The organism is Neisseria sicca VK64 (assembly GCF_000260655.1).
GTDB lineage: Bacteria > Pseudomonadota > Gammaproteobacteria > Burkholderiales > Neisseriaceae > Neisseria > Neisseria sicca_B.
The window spans coordinates 1-17,748 of the sequence record NZ_AJMT01000099.1; the positions used below are offsets into that span (position 1 = coordinate 1).

The 17,748-nt window shown below is 45.9% G+C and carries 15 protein-coding genes and 2 tRNA genes; 13 read left to right on the plus strand and 4 right to left on the minus strand.

Features of this window, described 5'->3' with window-relative positions; translation table 11 throughout:
• Nucleotides 1–451: 451 nt before the first annotated feature.
• On the minus strand, nt 452–2,857 hold the full coding sequence (locus tag HMPREF1051_RS06130) for a penicillin-binding protein 1A (RefSeq protein WP_003765899.1): 2,406 nt from the start codon (nt 2,855–2,857) through the stop codon (nt 452–454).
• Between the two features lie 150 nt (nt 2,858–3,007).
• Between HMPREF1051_RS06130 and pilM the strand changes: the two genes are divergently transcribed.
• The 7 genes from pilM to aroB all read left to right on the plus strand — a co-directional run bounded on the left by pilM (nt 3,008) and on the right by aroB (nt 10,070).
• Nucleotides 3,008–4,117, plus strand: coding sequence for a type IV pilus assembly protein PilM (pilM, locus tag HMPREF1051_RS06135; protein WP_003765887.1), 1,110 nt, complete (start codon nt 3,008–3,010; stop codon nt 4,115–4,117).
• 1 nt (nt 4,118) lies between these two features.
• Entirely contained in the window at nt 4,119–4,736 is a 618-nt protein-coding gene (locus tag HMPREF1051_RS06140) for a PilN domain-containing protein (protein WP_003759517.1), read from the plus strand.
• Entirely contained in the window at nt 4,737–5,429 is a 693-nt protein-coding gene (locus tag HMPREF1051_RS06145) for a type 4a pilus biogenesis protein PilO (protein WP_003765893.1), read from the plus strand. It abuts the gene before it with no gap.
• Between the two features lie 17 nt (nt 5,430–5,446).
• Nucleotides 5,447–6,013 (plus strand): pilus assembly protein PilP, encoded by a 567-nt coding sequence (locus tag HMPREF1051_RS06150; protein WP_003765902.1) that lies wholly within the window; start codon nt 5,447–5,449, stop codon nt 6,011–6,013.
• Between the two features lie 17 nt (nt 6,014–6,030).
• Nucleotides 6,031–8,166, plus strand: a complete 2,136-nt coding sequence (gene pilQ, locus HMPREF1051_RS06155; RefSeq protein ID WP_036492220.1) for a type IV pilus secretin PilQ — start codon at nt 6,031–6,033, stop codon at nt 8,164–8,166.
• 226 nt (nt 8,167–8,392) lie between these two features.
• Nucleotides 8,393–8,905 carry a shikimate kinase gene (locus HMPREF1051_RS06160; RefSeq protein WP_003765896.1) on the plus strand — a complete coding sequence of 171 codons (513 nt, stop codon included), beginning with the start codon at nt 8,393–8,395 and terminating at the stop codon, nt 8,903–8,905.
• 85 nt (nt 8,906–8,990) lie between these two features.
• Nucleotides 8,991–10,070 carry a 3-dehydroquinate synthase gene (gene aroB, locus HMPREF1051_RS06165; protein ID WP_003765885.1) on the plus strand — a complete coding sequence of 360 codons (1,080 nt, stop codon included), beginning with the start codon at nt 8,991–8,993 and terminating at the stop codon, nt 10,068–10,070.
• A 281-nt stretch (nt 10,071–10,351) separates the two neighbouring features.
• On the opposite strand, the gene HMPREF1051_RS06170 is transcribed toward aroB, so the two are convergent.
• From HMPREF1051_RS06170 to HMPREF1051_RS06180, 3 genes are all read right to left on the minus strand, one after another.
• A tRNA-Ala gene (locus tag HMPREF1051_RS06170) sits at nt 10,352–10,427 on the minus strand.
• Nucleotides 10,428–10,433: 6 nt separating this feature from the next.
• A tRNA-Met gene (locus HMPREF1051_RS06175) sits at nt 10,434–10,510 on the minus strand.
• A gap of 164 nt (nt 10,511–10,674) precedes the next feature.
• Complete coding sequence (locus HMPREF1051_RS06180) at nt 10,675–11,832, minus strand: class I SAM-dependent methyltransferase (protein ID WP_003765891.1); 1,158 nt, start codon at nt 11,830–11,832, stop codon at nt 10,675–10,677.
• A 352-nt stretch (nt 11,833–12,184) separates the two neighbouring features.
• Here HMPREF1051_RS06180 and mraZ point away from each other — a divergent pair, with 352 nt between their 5' ends.
• The 6 genes from mraZ to HMPREF1051_RS06210 all read left to right on the plus strand — a co-directional run.
• On the plus strand, nt 12,185–12,640 hold the full coding sequence (gene mraZ, locus HMPREF1051_RS06185) for a division/cell wall cluster transcriptional repressor MraZ (RefSeq protein WP_003761336.1): 456 nt from the start codon (nt 12,185–12,187) through the stop codon (nt 12,638–12,640).
• Nucleotides 12,637–13,590, plus strand: coding sequence for a 16S rRNA (cytosine(1402)-N(4))-methyltransferase RsmH (gene rsmH, locus HMPREF1051_RS06190; RefSeq protein ID WP_003765904.1), 954 nt, complete (start codon nt 12,637–12,639; stop codon nt 13,588–13,590). Before mraZ ends, rsmH begins: the two co-directional genes overlap by 4 nt.
• Before the next feature lie 55 nt (nt 13,591–13,645).
• A complete protein-coding gene (ftsL, locus tag HMPREF1051_RS06195) occupies nt 13,646–13,909 on the plus strand; it encodes a cell division protein FtsL (RefSeq protein ID WP_003761340.1) in 264 nt (87 codons plus the stop codon).
• Nucleotides 13,910–13,990: 81 nt separating this feature from the next.
• Nucleotides 13,991–15,739, plus strand: coding sequence for a peptidoglycan D,D-transpeptidase FtsI family protein (locus HMPREF1051_RS06200; protein WP_003765894.1), 1,749 nt, complete (start codon nt 13,991–13,993; stop codon nt 15,737–15,739).
• Nucleotides 15,740–15,763: 24 nt separating this feature from the next.
• Nucleotides 15,764–17,242 (plus strand): UDP-N-acetylmuramoyl-L-alanyl-D-glutamate--2,6-diaminopimelate ligase, encoded by a 1,479-nt coding sequence (locus HMPREF1051_RS06205; RefSeq protein ID WP_003765889.1) that lies wholly within the window; start codon nt 15,764–15,766, stop codon nt 17,240–17,242.
• Nucleotides 17,243–17,325: 83 nt separating this feature from the next.
• Nucleotides 17,326–17,748: hypothetical protein (locus tag HMPREF1051_RS06210; protein ID WP_036492224.1), on the plus strand; the 423-nt coding region annotated here is incomplete at its 3' end.

Sequence of the window (17,748 nt, forward strand, 5' to 3'; positions counted from 1 at the left end):
TATAGTGGATTAACTTTAAATCAGGACAAGGCGACGAAGCCGCAGACAGTACGGATAGTACGGAACCGATTCACTTGGTGCTTCAGCACCTTAGAGAATCGTTCTCTTTGAGCTAAGGCGAGGCAACGCCGTAATGGTTTAAAGTTAGTTCACTATACAATTTGTTTGATTGATGGAGTGAGTGGAAGGGGCGGAATCTAGTGTGGTGAGGTAATTTGAAATCAAGGGGTAGGGGATAAGTTTGATGAGCAGTGCAGATGACATGAAACTGGTTTTTTTAGCATTTGGGGAAACTCTCCGCTTGAGGCTCGGATAAGGCAATGCTGTATCGGTTTAAAGTGAATTTTTCTATCTTGTTCACATGGCAATGAATTGAGATTGTGCTGCCATATATAAAAAGGTCGTCTGAAATTCCTGATTCGGGTTTCAGACGACCTTTTGACCGGTGTAATTAGAACAGCGAGTCTAATTGTCGATTGTTAACATTGCTTGGCTGTACCGGCGTTTCTTGCAAATCACCGCGACCGCGGTCTCCGCCATCCCGATCGCTATCAGGCGTTGTAGCAGTGTTGGCATTGGCCGGGCGTTGTTGTCGGGAAGGTTGTTGTGCAGGGCGTGGAACGGTACCGCTATTGTCCAGAGTGATATCGGAGCTGGTGGTCATACGTTCTTTCATATAGTATTCGCCGCCGCTGTTCACGATACCTGCCGGTGCTTTCATGCCTTTGTTTTCTACGCCTTTGAGTGCGAAGCGCATGTAATCGACCCAGACTGGAACGGCAATCGTGCCGCCGTAACCTGCACGGCCCATGCTGCGCGGTTTGTCGAAGCCGATGTATACGGCAGTGACAATACTTGGGTTGAAGCCGACGAACCATGCATCTTTATTGTCGTTCGTCGTACCGGTTTTACCGGCGATATCGGAACGGCCAAGTGCGGAGGCGCCTCTTGCAGTACCGACACGGACAACGTCCTGCATGATTTTGTACATGATGTATGCGTTACGCGGGTCGATGGCTTGAGGAGCGTTTTCGCCTGCAACAAGAGGTTGCATTTGTGCTTTCAGACGACCTTCGCTGTCATAAATCTTGTCGATGACGTATGCGGAAATTTTGTAACCGCCATTGGCAAAGACGCTATATGCTTCAGCGACACGCAATGGTGTTGTTTCACCGGTACCAAGCGCCATAGACAGGCTGGCAGGGATTTCGGACGGTTTGAAGCCGAAACGTTGGATGTATTGTTGCGCGTATCCGATACCGATGGACATCAAGATTCGGATGGAAACCATGTTTTTAGAGGCGGTCAATGCTTGGCGCAGGGTGATATAGCCTGCATAACGGACGTCTGAGTTTTTAGGATTCCAAGCAGAACCATTGGCACCTTTACCCGGCAGGGAGAGTGGTGCGTCATTAATCATGGTGGATGCTGTCATGCCTTTGGCGAGTGCCGCAGAGTATACGAAAGGCTTAAAGGTAGAACCTGGTTGGCGCATGGCTTGGGTGGCACGGTTAAATGTTTTGCTGTGGAAGTCATAACCGCCGACCAATGCACGCACGGCACCTGTTTTCGCGTCTAATGAAACCAGAGCACCTTGCAATAGGGGTTCTTGAACGACAGACCAATTGTTGCCGCCGCCTTTGACACGGATAACGGAACCGCGACGAATACGGTCGTCGCCCATTTTTTCGTTGTTGACTGCACGGGCTGCAAAGCCGAGCGCGTAGCTGTTCAGATTGAATCTTTTTCCGCTAGGTAGTTGAATCAGAACTCCTTTTTTAGAGGCCTCCAAGACAACGGCCGGAACCATTTTGTCAACCGTATATAAAGTAGAAAGATATTGGCTGATCGTTTCTTCTACGTCATCAGTTTTGCTGAGGTCGATGTAGTTCTCTGCGCCGCGATAACTGCTGCCTCTGTCGAAATTACGCAACGCTTTTCTAAGGGCTTCAGTAGCAACACGTTGGTTGGCAGTATTGACGGTTGTGTAGACCTTAAAGCCTTGGGTGTATGCGTCCTCGCCATATTTTTCATACAACTCTTGGCGTGCCATTTCAGCAACATACAAAGCGTTTTGGTCGATGTTTTGCACAAAACGTTCATAATGCAGCTCTTCTTTCAAAGCTTGATCGCGTTGTTGTGCAGTAATCATATTTTCTTCCTGCATGTTTCGCAGGATGTAGGCTTGGCGCTGTTTAGCGCGCTCGGGGTTAACGATGGGGTTATACGCTGAAGGCGCTTTAGGTAGGCCTGCCAGCATGGATGCTTCAGCCAAAGTCAAATCTTTCACGTTTTTGTTGAAATAGATTTGAGCGGCAGAGGCAAAACCGTACGCCCGTTGACCCAAATAGATTTGGTTGAAATACAGTTCTAAAATCTGATCCTTACTAAGCGTCTGTTCGATTTTATAGGCCAATAGGGCTTCATTGAATTTGCGGGTAAATGTACGCTCGTTACTCAAGTAGAAGTTCTTTGCTACCTGTTGAGTAATGGTACTGGCACCTGATTGCAAACCGCCTGCGACTACGTTGCCGATAGCGGCACGGGCAATGCCTACTACGTCTACGCCCCAGTGCTCATAGAAACGTTTATCTTCTGCGGCAATAACAGCGTCTTTCAAAACCTTTGGAAAATCTCCAATTTTTGTAAACTCCCGGCGCTGTTCACCGTAAACCCCAATAATCTGACCGTCGGCAGAATATACTGTGAGGGGCATTTTGGGTTGGTAGTGTTGTAAAGAATCAAGAGCAGGCAACTTGGGGTATGTGACCAGAATCGCAATAGCGAGCAAGCCGACACCGAAGAGTGCCAATCCTAATATCAAACCAAGACAGGTCGTTATAATCTTTTTAATCATGACTAAGTAATAATTTTTGCCATCACTGGCATTAAATAAAGTAAAATAGAAACCGATTTCTGTGAAACACAGTATTTACTGTGCAAAGAAAAAGAAATCCTTTACGGATATCGAAACAGTTACTCACTCCTAACAATACAGGGAAATTATATGATTAGCTTATCAAAAAGCCCTAAAAGCAAAACCAGCAAGGCAAGTAAAGCTTCCGGAGGGTTAAGCAACCGAGCCGCTATCGGCATCGACATCAGCCAGCATGCCATTAAGATGGTTCAGCTGACAGGCCGTAGTTTAAACCAAATTCAGCTAGAAAAATACGTTATTACCAAATTACCTAAAAATATTGTAAAAGGTAACAAAATCCAAGATTACGACCAACTTGTCACCTATTTGCAACATACTTATACGCAATTGCGCAGTTCTTGTAAGAACTTTGTTGCAGCTATACCACAAAGCTTGGCAACAATAGAGAACATAACTTACAACCCTCGCGATACCGAACTTGATTTGGACGAGTTTGCTGAATCTGAAATTTCAGCAATCGGTCCTATTGATGAGATGAGTTATGACTATCAGGTGACCGGCGTATCCGTTTCCCCGGCGGGGCAGCAGATTACAACCGTAGCAGCTAGAAAAGACGATATTGAGCCTGTTATTGAAATGTTTGAAAATGCAGGACTTGATCTGTCTGCCTTAGATTTGGATCTTTTGGCTCAGAGAAATGCCTATGCTTTTTGGATTAATAATCATGCACCTGAATTGACTAATGAAAAAGTTGCCGTATTTGGCATTCATGCTACCCAAATGTACGCATTGGTGATGCAAAACGGACAGATTTTGTATAAACAAGAGACTCCTGTCAGTACGGAACAGTTGAATCAACTGATTCAGCGTACTTATCAAGTGACAGAAGAAAAAGCGGCGCAGATGATAGCTTCATCCAGCAAACCATCTGATTATCAAACCCAAGTCGCAGATAGCTTTAACGTTCAGGTAGCGCAAGAAATCCAACGTGTATTGCAGTTTTACTACACTACGCAGACGACAGAGACCTTCTCAAACATTAAACATATTTTATTAACTGGGTTTGCATCGCAACAGGCCGGATTGGCGGAAAGTATTTTTTCTCAAACCAATACTGCGACACAGTGTATTCACCCGGTTTTATATGCTGAACGAAACAATAAAATTGATTTGCCGCAGCTGCAAATTGATGCACCGTCTTTAACATTAGCATTCGGATTAGCATTAAGGGGATTGTAATATGATCGAATTTGTTAAAATTAACCTTCTTCCTTATAGGGAAGAAATCAAACAGCGCAAAAAGCAACAATTTAAAGTATTAATGCTTTCGGCGTTATTGATAGGTGCAGGTCTGCTTGTGTTGACATATTTGACAATTAATAATGCAATCAGCAGACAGGAAGACCGTAATGCCCTTCTAGGGAAGGAAATTGAAAAGCTGGATAAAGCTTTGGGAGAAATTCTAAAACTGCAGCAAGAAAAAGAAAATTTCCTATCAAAAAAACAAAAAGTAGAAGAGTTACAGGAAAAACGTTCACAGGCTGCCTATATCATCGACAGCTTAAATGTAGTTACTCCCGATAACTCTTATCTGACAGCGTTGGAAGCAGAAAGTTCGACATCTTACAAAATTACGGGTCGAGCAAGTAGTGATAATAAGATCGCAATGTTTATGCGTTCTTTACCAAGTACCGGGGTTTTTGCTCAGCCAGAACTTTTGAGTATTAAGAAAATTGATAATTATCAAGAATTTACTCTGAAGGTTTTGTTGAATAATTCAGGTCATCCATCAGTACCCGTACAAAATCCAGCCGCGAACACGACTGAAACTGGCGAACAGAAGCAAGAGGTAAAATAAATGTCTGTAAGTAAAGCAAAAAATATTGATATCCAAAACCTCTATTTGTTAAATATGCCTGCTAAGTTATTTATCGCAGGGTTGGCAATAGCGGGGGTCTTGGCAATAGGATATGTTGGTATTTTCAAAGAGCAACTCGAAACACTTTCTACGCAGGAAGCTAAAGAAGCCGAACTAAAGGAAACATATACGAAAAAAAGTATTGAGGCTGTTAATTTGCATAATCTTCAGGAGGAGTTGGCGTCTATCCGTTCAGCTTTTGATGTTTTGTTGAAACAACTGCCGACAGATGCCGAAATTCCTAATTTAATCCAAGAATTGCATCAGGCTGGATCCGCTAATGGTTTGCGGTTGGATAGTGTTGTGCCTCAAGCTCCGGTTAATGATGGTCCAATTCAAAAGTTACCCTATGAAATTTCCATTACGGGTAAGCATAATCAGATTAGCCAGTTTGCTCGTGATGTCGGAGGTTTATCGCGAATCATTACTTTGGAATCTCTGAAGCTCTCCCAAGCAGCAGACGGAAAAAGTGGTAAAGAGGGCAAAAGTGATATTTTGACACTGAGTGCCACTGCAACAACTTATAAGGCTCGTCCTGCAGAAGAAGTTGCTGCCGAGCTTGCAGCCAAACAGAAGGAGGCACAGGCTAACGGAAGTGATGCGCAGAATGGTGCTGAAGTTGACAATAAATAAAAGTTATTAGGGAAATCATGAAAAATACTATCTTACTCGTAGGTGTTTTGTCTTTAGCAGCATGTTCCCCCACTCATGATGATTTAAATATGTGGATAAAACAGACGCAAGATGAAGCTAAAGTTAAGGTTACTCCATTTCAAGCACCGACGATTACTCCGCCAGTTGCATATACTCCTCCAGCATATAATGGGTTGAATGCGTTTGACTATCGACGTTTGGAAAATGCACCCAAGGGGAATAATGCTCCTAATTTGAATCGTCAGAAAGAGACATTGGAAGCATTTAGTTTGGAAAATATGCGTTATGTCGGTATTCTGCGTGGTAATAATAAGACATCTGGCTTTATCGATGTAAATGGACATGTTTATACCGTTATGCCGGGCAACTATATCGGTCAGAATTACGGTAAAATCCAAACGATTACTGAGGATAAAATTACTTTGACTGAATTAATAGAAGACAGTTCTGGTAACTGGATATATCGAAAGGCTGAATTGCCGTTAAGTACACAGTCAGATGAAGGTTCAAGTGGTGCTTCGACAGCTGAATCTCGAAGCGAATCTGCCGCAATTCCAAATTAATTAAGGGGTCTCACTTTATGAAAACTAAGCACATGACAAAATTTTTTGCCAGTATTGGCGTAGCCATGGCTGTGCAAACTGCTTTTGCAGGTAATATTACTGATATTAATGTATCTACTCTTCCTGATAGTCAAAAAATTATCAAAATCCGTTTTGATCGTGATGTAACCAGTCCGAGCGGTTTTGTTACTTCGGCTCCAGCTAGAATTGCACTTGATTTTGCTAACACTACTATTCGGTTGCCTCAATCAGTATTGGAGTATGCCGATCCGTTATTAAATCAGATTACGGCGGCACAAAATAATGACCGTTCCCGTATTGTGTTGGGTTTGAATAAAACTGCCCAATATAATACTGAAATTCATGGTAATGAAGTTTGGGTTTTTGTTAGTGAGTCAGCTGACCGAAATTCTGCAATGTCTGTATCAAATAATAAGCCTTCTATGCAGGATTCTGTTCCGTCAGAAAAAGCAAAGCAAGTCGCTAATTCCGCTAATATCGACTTCCGTAAAGGCTCGCGCAATTCAGGTATTGTTGAATTAAGCGTTCCGGCTTTTACTGGACAGCCTGATATTAAACAACAGCGTGATCGTGTCATCATTACATTGAAAAACTATCCGTTACCAACACAAGCACAACGTAGTTTGGATGTAGGTGATTTCAATACACCTGTAAAAAATATAACTTTAAAACGAATCGGTAATGATACTCAGCTGATCATTCGAAATAGTTCAAACTGGGAAGTTCGTACTAAGCCGGCAGCAGGGCATTTTACTTTTGAGATTTTACCTAAAGCCGCTGATACGGAGTCACGTGGTTTGAATGGTGGTAATGCAAATAAATCTTTCAATGGTCGTAAAATTTCTCTAGATTTCCAAGATGTTGAAGTCCGTACTATTCTGCAGATTCTTGCAAAAGAGTCCGGCGTCAATATTGTGGCTAGCGATACGGTAAATGGTAAGATGACTTTATCCCTCAAGGATGTGCCTTGGGATCAGGCATTGGACTTGGTAATGCAAGCCCGTAATTTGGATATGCGTCGTCAAGGTAATATCATCAATATTGCTCCACGTGATGAATTGTTGGCGAAGGATAAGGCCTTCTTGCAAGCAGAAAAAGAAATTGCAGAGCTTGGTCCTTTGTATTCGCAAACCTTCCAATTGAAATATAAAAATGTGGAGGAGTTCCGCAAAATCCTTCGTTTGGAAGATAATGGAAGTAGCAATTCCAATGGTCGCAATACCTTGTTGAGCGGCCGAGGCAGTGCTTTGATTGACCCCGCAACGAATACCTTGATTGTTACAGATAATCGGAACGTCATCGAGAAATTCCGTAAATTGATTGATGAGTTGGATGTTCCTACACGCCAAGTTATGGTTGAAGCGCGTATTGTAGAAGCAAAAGATGGATTCTCACGCGATTTGGGCGTTAAGTTTGGTGCTGCTGGTGCAAGAGGAAGAAACTCTTGGGGTAATGATTGGTCAAGTGCTCAGAATAACCACAATACTAACGCTTCAGTTTTCCGTGGAGAGTCTGCTTATCCAACGTGGTCTTTGCAGCCTAACGTAAGTTTACCTGCTACAGCAGCAACGAACAGTATCGCTTTAGTACGAGCCTTGTCATCTGGTGCATTAGGTTTGGAAATCTCTGCGTCTGAAGCAACAGGTAAGAGCAAAACCATTTCTAATCCGCGTGTTCTGACTCAGGATCGTCGAGAAGCTACGATTGAATCTGGTACCGAAATTCCTTACCAAGAAGCTTCTTCAAGTGGTGCAACTTCGGTTTCATTCAAAAAAGCGGTTTTGGGTCTGACAGTTACTCCTAATGTAACTCCAGATGGCCAAATTATTATGACCGTTAAGATCACTAAAGATACTCCGGTCGACTGTACTGTAGATTCTTTGATAACCAAGTGTATTCAGACTAAGAACTTGAATACTCAGGCTATGGTTGAAGATGGTGGCACTTTGATCGTTGGTGGTATCTATGAAGAGGACAATAGCGATACCATCAATAAAGTTCCATTGCTTGGTGATATTCCTGTAGTAGGAAACTTGTTTAAATCACGAGCCAAGAAAGAAGAACGACGCGAATTGTTGATTTTCATAACGCCTCGCATTATGGATGGCGTGGGTAGTAATTTGCGTTATTAAGTGATGCAATAAAACCGGGTAGATGTCTTTTGGATATCTGCCCGGTTTTTATTTATTCAATCTGATAGTCAGGATTTGTGCGTCAAATATAATAGCCAAAGACTTTTAGAAGTCTGAAATTAAAAACAATTAGAATCAACGGATTAAAAATTGGAGTATGGTGTTTGCAGACACGAGTTTGGAAGGGTGGCACAAATAATGCTGAGTATCGTATAAAATGCTTTTTATGGAAAAAATCAACGGTAATTTAATCTTAATTGGCTTGATGGGTGCAGGGAAAACCACTTTGGGGCGGTATATTGCCCAAATGTTGGATCGTCCGTTTTATGATAGTGATCATGAGATTTGTACGGCATCAGGTGTCTCTATTCCCATCATCTTTGAGATGGAGGGTGAGCAAGGGTTTCGCAATCGAGAGACTGCTATGCTCAAGAAGCTGACTGCGATGAAGGATATTATTTTATCAACAGGAGGAGGGTCGGTTTTACGTGAGGAAAACAGGCAAAATATGCGACGAAATGGTATGGTCGTGTATCTTCATGCCTCGCCTGAAGTTCTGTTAGAGCGGACCCGTTATGATAACAGCCGCCCTTTGTTGCAGGTAGAGAACCCGCTTGCTAAGTTGCAAGAGCTCTATAATGCCCGTGATCCTTTATATCGAAATACTGCGCACATTGTGATCGAGTCCGACAGCTGTGCAAAAACGGTGAAACGGTTGTTTGAGGCGTTAAATCGATAATAGATTTGTTATCGGTGAGTAACGATATAGGTTTTCAGACGACCCTAAATGAGAGCCGGCAACTAAAGATTAACAAGGAATCAAAATGCGTACCCTGACCGTCCAAACTCCCTCCCATCAGTATTCTATTTTTATCGGGAATCATCTTATTGAACAAGCTGATGTTTTATTAAAGCCATATTTAAGTAATAAGGTGGCCATTGTTACGAATGAGACGATTGCGCCCTTATATCTAGAATCTTTTCAGACGACCTTGGATAGATTAGGTATTTCCAGTTTCAGTATTATTCTGCCTGATGGGGAAGAATATAAAAATTGGCAAACGCTCAATCTTATTTTTGACGGTTTAATGCAAAATAGGGCGGAGCGCAAAACGACCTTGATCGCATTGGGAGGAGGGGTCATTGGCGATATGGTTGGTTTTGCGGCGGCAACTTATCAGCGTGGCGCCCCATTTATCCAAGTGCCAACTACATTGTTAAGTCAGGTCGATTCCTCAGTTGGCGGTAAGACAGCAATCAACCATCCGCTTGGGAAAAACATGATAGGCGCGTTTTATCAACCTAAGGCTGTACTGGCGGACTTATCTACGCTTAAAACGCTTCCGCAACGCGAATTATCTGCCGGTATGTCAGAGGTCATTAAATACGGCGCGCTTGGCGATATTGAGTTTTTTGAGTGGTTAGAGCAGCACATGACCGATTTAATGATGCAGGATCAGGAGAAACTTACGCAGGCTGTGTACCATTGTTGCAAAATGAAAGCTGAGATTGTGGCTCAAGATGAGACAGAACAAGGGATTCGTGCATGGTTGAATCTGGGGCATACTTTTGGGCATGCTATTGAAGCAGAAATGGGTTATGGCGTGTGGCTGCATGGTGAAGCAGTAGCCGCGGGATGCGTGTTGGCAGGACGGTTATCCGAGAAACTGGGTAAAATTCATGAGGCAGATACGCTTCGTATTGCAGCATTACTTGAGGCTGCAAAATTACCATCGGCACCGCCGAAGTTTGAATTTGAAAAATGGATAGAGCACATGAGTCATGATAAAAAAGTGAGTGGCGGCGTCATGCGCTTTATTGGTTTGGATCGTCTGGGTAAGGCAAACATTACGAAGGTTACAGATATGGAAATTTTGCGCCAAACCTTGAATCCGTATCTATAAAGGTCAAGTAATGTCTTTAGAATGAGTCCATAACTTCATATAAAACAGAACAAGTTAATACTACGATATAAGAGGCTGCCAAGATAATTGCATCATGGCAGCCTCTTGAAAATAAGGGAAAGTGATGACGTTGTGAACAGAGAGGGGGGGTGTGAGGCCAATCTGTTTTTTGTATTGGGTACTTAGAAAATTGATTGCTGGGAATGTAGGTCCTGCTGTTAATCCATGATAGAGCCAATAAATATAAAAAAGACCTTGTTTAAAACAAGGTCTTTTTTATCTGGTGGAGGTAAGCGGGATCGAACCGCTGACCTCTTGCATGCCATGCAAGCGCTCTACCAACTGAGCTATACCCCCGAAATTTGGTGGCGAATCAGGGACTCGAACCCCGGACACAAGGATTATGATTCCTCTGCTCTAACCGACTGAGCTAATTCGCCGTTTCGTGAAGTCGCTATTATATGTTGTTTTGAGTTTTTGGCAAGTTTTATTTTGTACTTTATGTTTTGTTTTTGTTTTTTAATGGAATAAAACATGGATGAGGTCGTCTGAAACGGTGTTTCAGACGACCTGTGTGTTTGGAGGACGGTTTGAGGTGGGGATTTCAAAGTTTGTGGCAGATGTCGCTGAAGCGGAACCCTGTCCAGTCGATGCCGATGTTTTTGCCAAAGGCGATGACTTTGAAGAGTTCGCCCATTTCGTGTTGGTCGGTCAGTTTTTGTACGGCGGTGCTGACACGGAGGTAGTCTGCCGTACCTGGTGGGGCGGTTTGTGCCAACAGGTCGGTAATGCCTAGGTTGAATAGGAAATGAGATTGGGGCAGGTAGCCGATGAGGTCTAGTCCACCGTCGGTGCCTGCTTGGGCAATGTCGGTAAAGTTGACATGTGCGGTCAGATCGGTCAGACCGATATGGAAAAACGGGTCGTGAACGGTGTGGTGGCGGTAGTGGGCGATGAGCGTGCCTTCGTCGCGTTGCGGGTGGTAATACTGGGCGGCGTCAAAACCGTAGTCGATAAATATCATGCCGCCGCGTGTGATTTTCTGCGCGAGGGTGAGAATAAAGGCGTATTGGGCGGGGTGTAGCTCGCTGGTGTAGGGGTGTTCGGTTTCGGGAAAGTAGGTGGCGGCTAAACAGAGGAGGTCGGGTTGGTTTAAGGGTTGCAGACTTTGTTCGAGCTGTCCGTCGGAGTTGATGGAGACGCCGATATGTTGAAAGGTATTTTGGGTGCGGCGGATGATTTCAATGGGCATAGCATCTAGGACTTCATTGCCGATGATGATGCCGTCGAAGGATTCGGGCAGTTCGGTCAGGTGGATGACTTTTTGTGCCAGTTGCGGGGTGGTGTGTTCGGCGATGAATTGGCGTTGGCGTTCAGCAAGCTCGGGGGAGAGTTCGATGATGTAGTAATGCTTGAGGTCGTCTGAAAGGCTTTTCAATAGGGTGGCGGCAAGATGTCCTGTGCCTGCGCCGAATTCGTAGATGTTGCCGGCGGTTTGGGGGAGTAGTTCGGCAAGTTGTCGGGCGAGGGTTTGTCCGAACAATGGGGTGAGGGTGGGAGCGGTGATGAAATCGCCGTCTGTGCCGATTTTGTGGCTGCCTCCGGTGTAGTAGCCGTATTCGGGTGTGTAGAGTGCAAGCTCCATAAATCGTGAGAAAGGAATCCAGTTATTTTGGGCTTTTATTTCCTGTTTGATGATTTCGAATAGTTTGGAACTTGAGGCTTGCGCGGCAGGGGAGGGGAGGGGGAGGTGTGCCTTCATAACTGTTAGATAATGTAAAATTTATGAATTTATTTGTCTATTATAACGTGAACGGAAAAGGGGCGTTTTTTCATTTTTTTATACCATATGTTGTGTCTAAATAATATTTGTAATACTACATATTGTGTTTTTAAAAACTAAATCGGGTAAAATGGGCGGTTCGACTTGTTTGTTTGTTTGGTTAAAATACTGTTTTTTAATGATTTTGTTGTTGCATATGTACTGGGATTTTAGAGTAAGGCGATTTGACCGAGGCGTTAAAATTTTTTATAGTGTGGGCTAGTGGGGCGATGTGGGTAAAAGTGTCTGCATTGCCCAAAAAATTCCGATTTAAACCGATTAGGACGAAATTGTGTTTGGTGGCGCTCACGAATTGAGTATTGACAGCAAAGGGCGGTTGGCGATTCCTGCCAAGTTCCGCGATATTTTGCTGCGCCATTATACGCCGTCGATTGTGGTTACTTTGGATTCCCGTCAAAAATTGCTGATGTATCCGGAGGCTGAATGGGCAAAGGTTGCCGAGCAGCTTTTGCACCTGAAAACGGCAGGAAATCCGATGTTGCAGCGTTATCAAAATCTGCTGCTGCACAATGCGGATACGCTGGAATGGGATAGCGCCGGCCGCGTACTGATTCCTGCCAATCTGCGCAAACGGGTGGATTTTGAAAAAGACGTTACCTTGGTCGGTCGCGCCAACCGTTTGGAATTGTGGGGCCGTGATCAATGGGAAGCTGAAATGACTCAGGCTTTGGATGATGATCCTGAAGAGTTGGCATTCCAATTAAGTCAGACGGATTTGCAATTGTGAGTAATGCTGAATATCAACATATCACCGTTTTGTTAAACGAGGCGGTTGATGCTCTGGCGGTTCGTGAAGACGGTATTTATGTGGATGGGACGTTCGGCAGGGGAGGGCACTCCCGATTGATTTTGTCCCGTCTGGGCAGTCAAGGTCGTCTGATTGTGTTTGATAAAGACCCGCAAGCGATTGAGGCGGCGCAAAAGCTGGCCGAGCAGGATGGACGCGTTACGGTAGTCCATGACGGGTTTTCCAGTTTTCAGACGACCCTGGATAAGCTGGGTATTGAAGAAATAGATGGTGCGTTGTTTGATTTGGGGATTTCGTCCCCGCAGATAGATGATGGCGCACGGGGTTTCAGTTTCCGTTTTGATGCACCTTTGGATATGCGCATGGATCCGACGCGGGGAATGTCCGCTGCAGAATGGATTGCAACAGCATCAGAACAGGATTTGCACGAGGTTATCAAGAATTATGGTGAAGAGCGGTTTAGTCGCCAGATTGCGCGCGCCATTGTTGCGCAACGGACAGAAAGTCCGATCGATACAACCCGCAAGCTGGCGCAGCTCGTGGCGCAAAACGTCCGTACTCGTGAGCGGGGGCAAGACCCTGCGACGCGCACCTTCCAGGCAGTTCGCATCTTTATTAACCGCGAGCTCGAAGAGGTAGAGGCGGTTCTGCCGCAAGTGATGGGTCGTCTGAAACAAGGCGGGCGTTTGGCGGTTATCGCGTTCCATTCGCTTGAAGACCGCATCGTGAAACAGTTTGTCAAAAAATATTCGCAACATCCTCCTTTGCCGCGCTGGGCGGCAGTAAAAGAAGCGGATTTGCCTCTGCCGCCGTTAAAGGCGGTGGGAAAGGCGATAAAGCCGGGTGTTGAGGAAACCGCCTCCAATCCGCGGGCGCGCAGCGCAGTTTTACGCGTGGCAGAGCGGACGGGCGGTGAGATTGCAGAATAAGCATTATGTGGGGCAGGTGTCCTCGGAACAAACAGATTGAGGTCGTCTGAAAATAATGAATAAATTAAATATCCTTTTGTTGGTCTTGGTATCGGTATCTGCTTTTGCGGTGGTCACTGTGCAAGACCAATCGCGTTTGCACTTCATCGCTTTGGATAAAGCGCAAAAGCAGGAAATCAAGCTTGATCAGGACTATGCACGCTTGAAATTGGATCAGGCGCGGCTGGCGAACCACAAGCTGATTAAGGTGGCGGCTGAGAAGCAACGCCTCAAACCGCCCGGCGCGGATAATACCGTGATGGTGGAACGAAAAAAATAATATAGCCGGCTTATCCGGTACTGCAAATTGGTGCCGTTAGATAAAGACACGGTTCGGGTGATTATGAATTGAGATGTTAAAATGTTGATTAAAAACGAATATAAACCGAGCATGCTGCCCAAGACAGCCAAAGCTAAAAAACCCATCACCAGTGATGGGCGGATTTCTTTGGTGTTGTGGCTGATTGCGGCTGCGTTTGTCGGACTGCTGGCTCGCGGCATCTATTTGCAAACCACGCAGCATGAGTTTTTGAAAAATCAGGGCGATCAGCGTTTTGTCCGTACCCTGACTTTACCTGCGTCGCGCGGCATGATTACGGATCGTAACGGCGCGACTTTGGCGTTGAGTGCACCGACTGAATCCTTGTATGCCATGCCTTCAGGTATGGAAGAAATGCCGACTGCCGAACAGATGGCTAAGTTGGCGGCTATTGTTGATCTGCCTGTTGAGGCATTGCAGGAAAAATTGGCGAAAAAAGATAAAGATTTTATTTATCTGAAGCGCCAACTCAGCCAAGAAAAAGCGGAAGAAATTAAAGCTTTGGGCATTAAAGGCTTGGCATTCCAAAAAGAACTGAAACGCCATTATCCGATGGGCAACTTGTTCGCACACGTTATCGGTTTTACCAATATCGACGGCAAAGGACAGGAAGGCTTGGAATTGTCGCGTGAAGACAGTCTGCATGGTGCGGACGGTGCGAAAGTGGTTTTGCGCGACAATAAAGGCAATATCGTCGATAGTTTGGACTCTCCGCGCAACAGCGATCCGAAAAACGGGCAGGACATGGTTTTGTCTTTGGATCAACGTATTCAAACACTTGCCTATGATGAGCTGAATAAGGCAGTGGCTTATCACAAAGCCAAAGCAGGTACGGTTGTGGTATTGGATGCGCAAACCGGCGAAATCTTGGCTTTGGTCAACAGCCCTGCCTATGATCCCAATCAACCGGGCAGCGCCGATAGCGAACAGCGCCGCAATCGAGCCGTTACCGATATGATTGAGCCAGGTTCTGCCATGAAGCCGTTTACGATTGCCAAAGCATTGGATTCCGGCAAAGTCAGTGTGGCTGATCGTTTTAACACCATGCCTTATAAAATCGGTCCCGCTACCGTGCGCGATACCCATGTGTATCCTACTTTGGATGTGCGCGGCATTATGCAAAAATCTTCCAACGTCGGTACCAGCAAACTGTCTGCAAAATTCACGCCTAAAGAAATGTATGATTTTTATCATGATTTGGGTGTGGGCGTGCGGATGCACTCCGGTTTCCCCGGTGAGACGGCCGGTCTTTTGAGAAGCTGGCGCAGATGGCAGCCGATTGAACAGGCAACCATGTCTTTCGGTTACGGCTTGCAATTGAGCCTGCTGCAATTGGCGCGTGCTTATACCATGTTGACACACGACGGCGAATTGTTGCCGGTCAGCTTTGAGAAACAGGCGGTTGCGCCAAAAGGCAAACGCGTCATTAAAGCTTCGACCGCGCGTGAAGTTCGTGATTTGATGGTTTCTGTAACCGAGCCCGGCGGTACGGGTACGGCGGGTGCGGTAGATGGTTTCGACGTCGGCGCGAAAACCGGTACAGCGCGTAAGTTGGTCAACGGGCGTTACGTTGATAACAAACACGTCGCAACTTTCATCGGTTTTGCTCCTGCTAAAAATCCCCGTGTGATTGTGGCGGTAACCATCGACGAACCGACTGCAAACGGTTACTACGGCGGCGTAGTGGCTGGTCCGGTCTTCAAACAAGTCATGGGCGGCAGCCTGAATATCTTGGGCGTTTCCCCCACCAAGCCTCTGACCAATGTTGCAGCCGTTAAAACACCGTCTTAATCCGAGTATCAACGAGATTATTTTATGTTCAGCAAGTTAACCCCTTTAGCTGAAACCAACATTCCGCCTCTGCTGTGTGCAAACGCAGCAGGGCGTTTGTTGCATTCAGACAGCCGTCAAATTAAACAAGGTGATATTTTCGTTGCCTGTCAGGGCGAATATACGGACGGCCGCAGTTATATCCCCGCCGCCATTGCCAACGGCGCGGCTTTTGTTTTTTGGGACGACGACGGCAAATTTGCGTGGAATCCCGAATGGAAAGTCCCCAATCAAGGCATCAAAGATTTGAAACACCGTGCCGGCATGTTGGCGGCGCAAGTTTACGGCAACGTTTCAGACGACCTCAAAGTCTGGGGCGTAACCGGCACCAACGGCAAAACCTCCATCACACAATGGCTGGCGCAAGCCGCCGATTTGTTGGGCGAAAAAACCGCCATTATCGGCACGGTCGGCAACGGCTTTTGGGGCGCATTGGAAGAAACCACGCACACCACTCCCGCCCCCGTCGATGTCCAAACCCTGCTCTACCGTTTCCGTCAACAAGGCGCGACAGCCGCCGCGATGGAAGTCTCCAGCCACGGCCTTGACCAATCGCGCGTCAACGGCGTGCCGTTCCGCAGCGCAATCTTCACCAACCTCACCCGAGACCACCTCGACTATCACGGCACGATGGAAGCCTATGGTGCCATCAAGTCGCGCCTGTTTTACTGGCACGGCTTGAAACACGCCGTCATCAACGTGGATGACGAATATGGCGCAGAACTCGCAGGTCGTCTGAAAAAAGACTGTCCTGATTTGACCGTTTACAGCTACGGCTTCAGCGAACACGCCGACATCCGCATTGTTCATTTCACAGCCTCTTCGGACGGCATGGAAGCCGTATTCCAAACCCCGTGGGGCGAAGGCCGCTGCCGCACGCGCCTGCTCGGACGGTTCAACGCGCAAAACCTCGCCGCCTGCATCGCCTTGCTTTGTGCAAACGGCTATCCGCTTGATAAAGTATTGGATGTTCTGGCAAAAATCCGTCCCGCCTCAGGCCGCATGGACTGCATCATGAACAGCGGCAAGCCCTTGGTCGTTGTCGATTACGCCCACACACCTGACGCATTGGAAAAAGCACTCGCTACTTTGCAGGAAATCAAACCGCAGGGTGCGGCTTTGTGGTGCGTATTCGGCTGCGGCGGCAACCGCGACCGCGGCAAACGTCCGCTGATGGGCGCAGCAGCCGTACAGGGCGCAGATAAAGTCGTCGTAACCAGCGACAACCCGCGTTTGGAAAATCCGCAAGATATCATCAACGACATCCTGCCTGCCGTGCCCGCGCCCGAATGCGTCGAAGCCGACCGCGCCGCTGCCATCCGTTACGCAGTCGAACGTGCCGCCATAAACGACATCATCCTGATTGCCGGTAAAGGACATGAAAACTATCAGGATGTACAAGGCGTGAAGCACCATTTCTCCGATTTCGAAATCGCAGAAAAAGCATTGGCAGAACTCAGGTAAAAATATTTTCCAGATAATTCCTCAAGGCCATTGGCAAATAGGAAATTACACATTACTCCATCTCACTTTTAATAGGCAAAAATATGCAACGTTATACTCCTTTATTCAATGCCTTGCTTGCAGCCGTCCCTTACTTAACCCGTGAAGATTTACCAAAAGCTCCTCCGGCTGAAGATGAGGATTTGGTATGTCATTGGTTATTTAAGCATTTAGGTTGGTATCACGAATCAGGTGAATGGCATTATGCTGATCATCAATTTATGGATTATATGGAATGGAAAAATCCATATTTGGAATTAGAGCGGTTTTATCCTATACAAAAACTGGGTATTGAAATAGATACGACAGAAATTGATGACGAAGTGTGCGATCGTACAGTAGCAGCATTTTGCACTCAAGAAGGCATTGCCGTGCCGGATGAAGAAGATGAATTGGACGAGCTTTGTGAGAGTGATGAGATGAATATGTTTGCGATGTTCAATGCCCATATCTTTGTTTCAGATGCT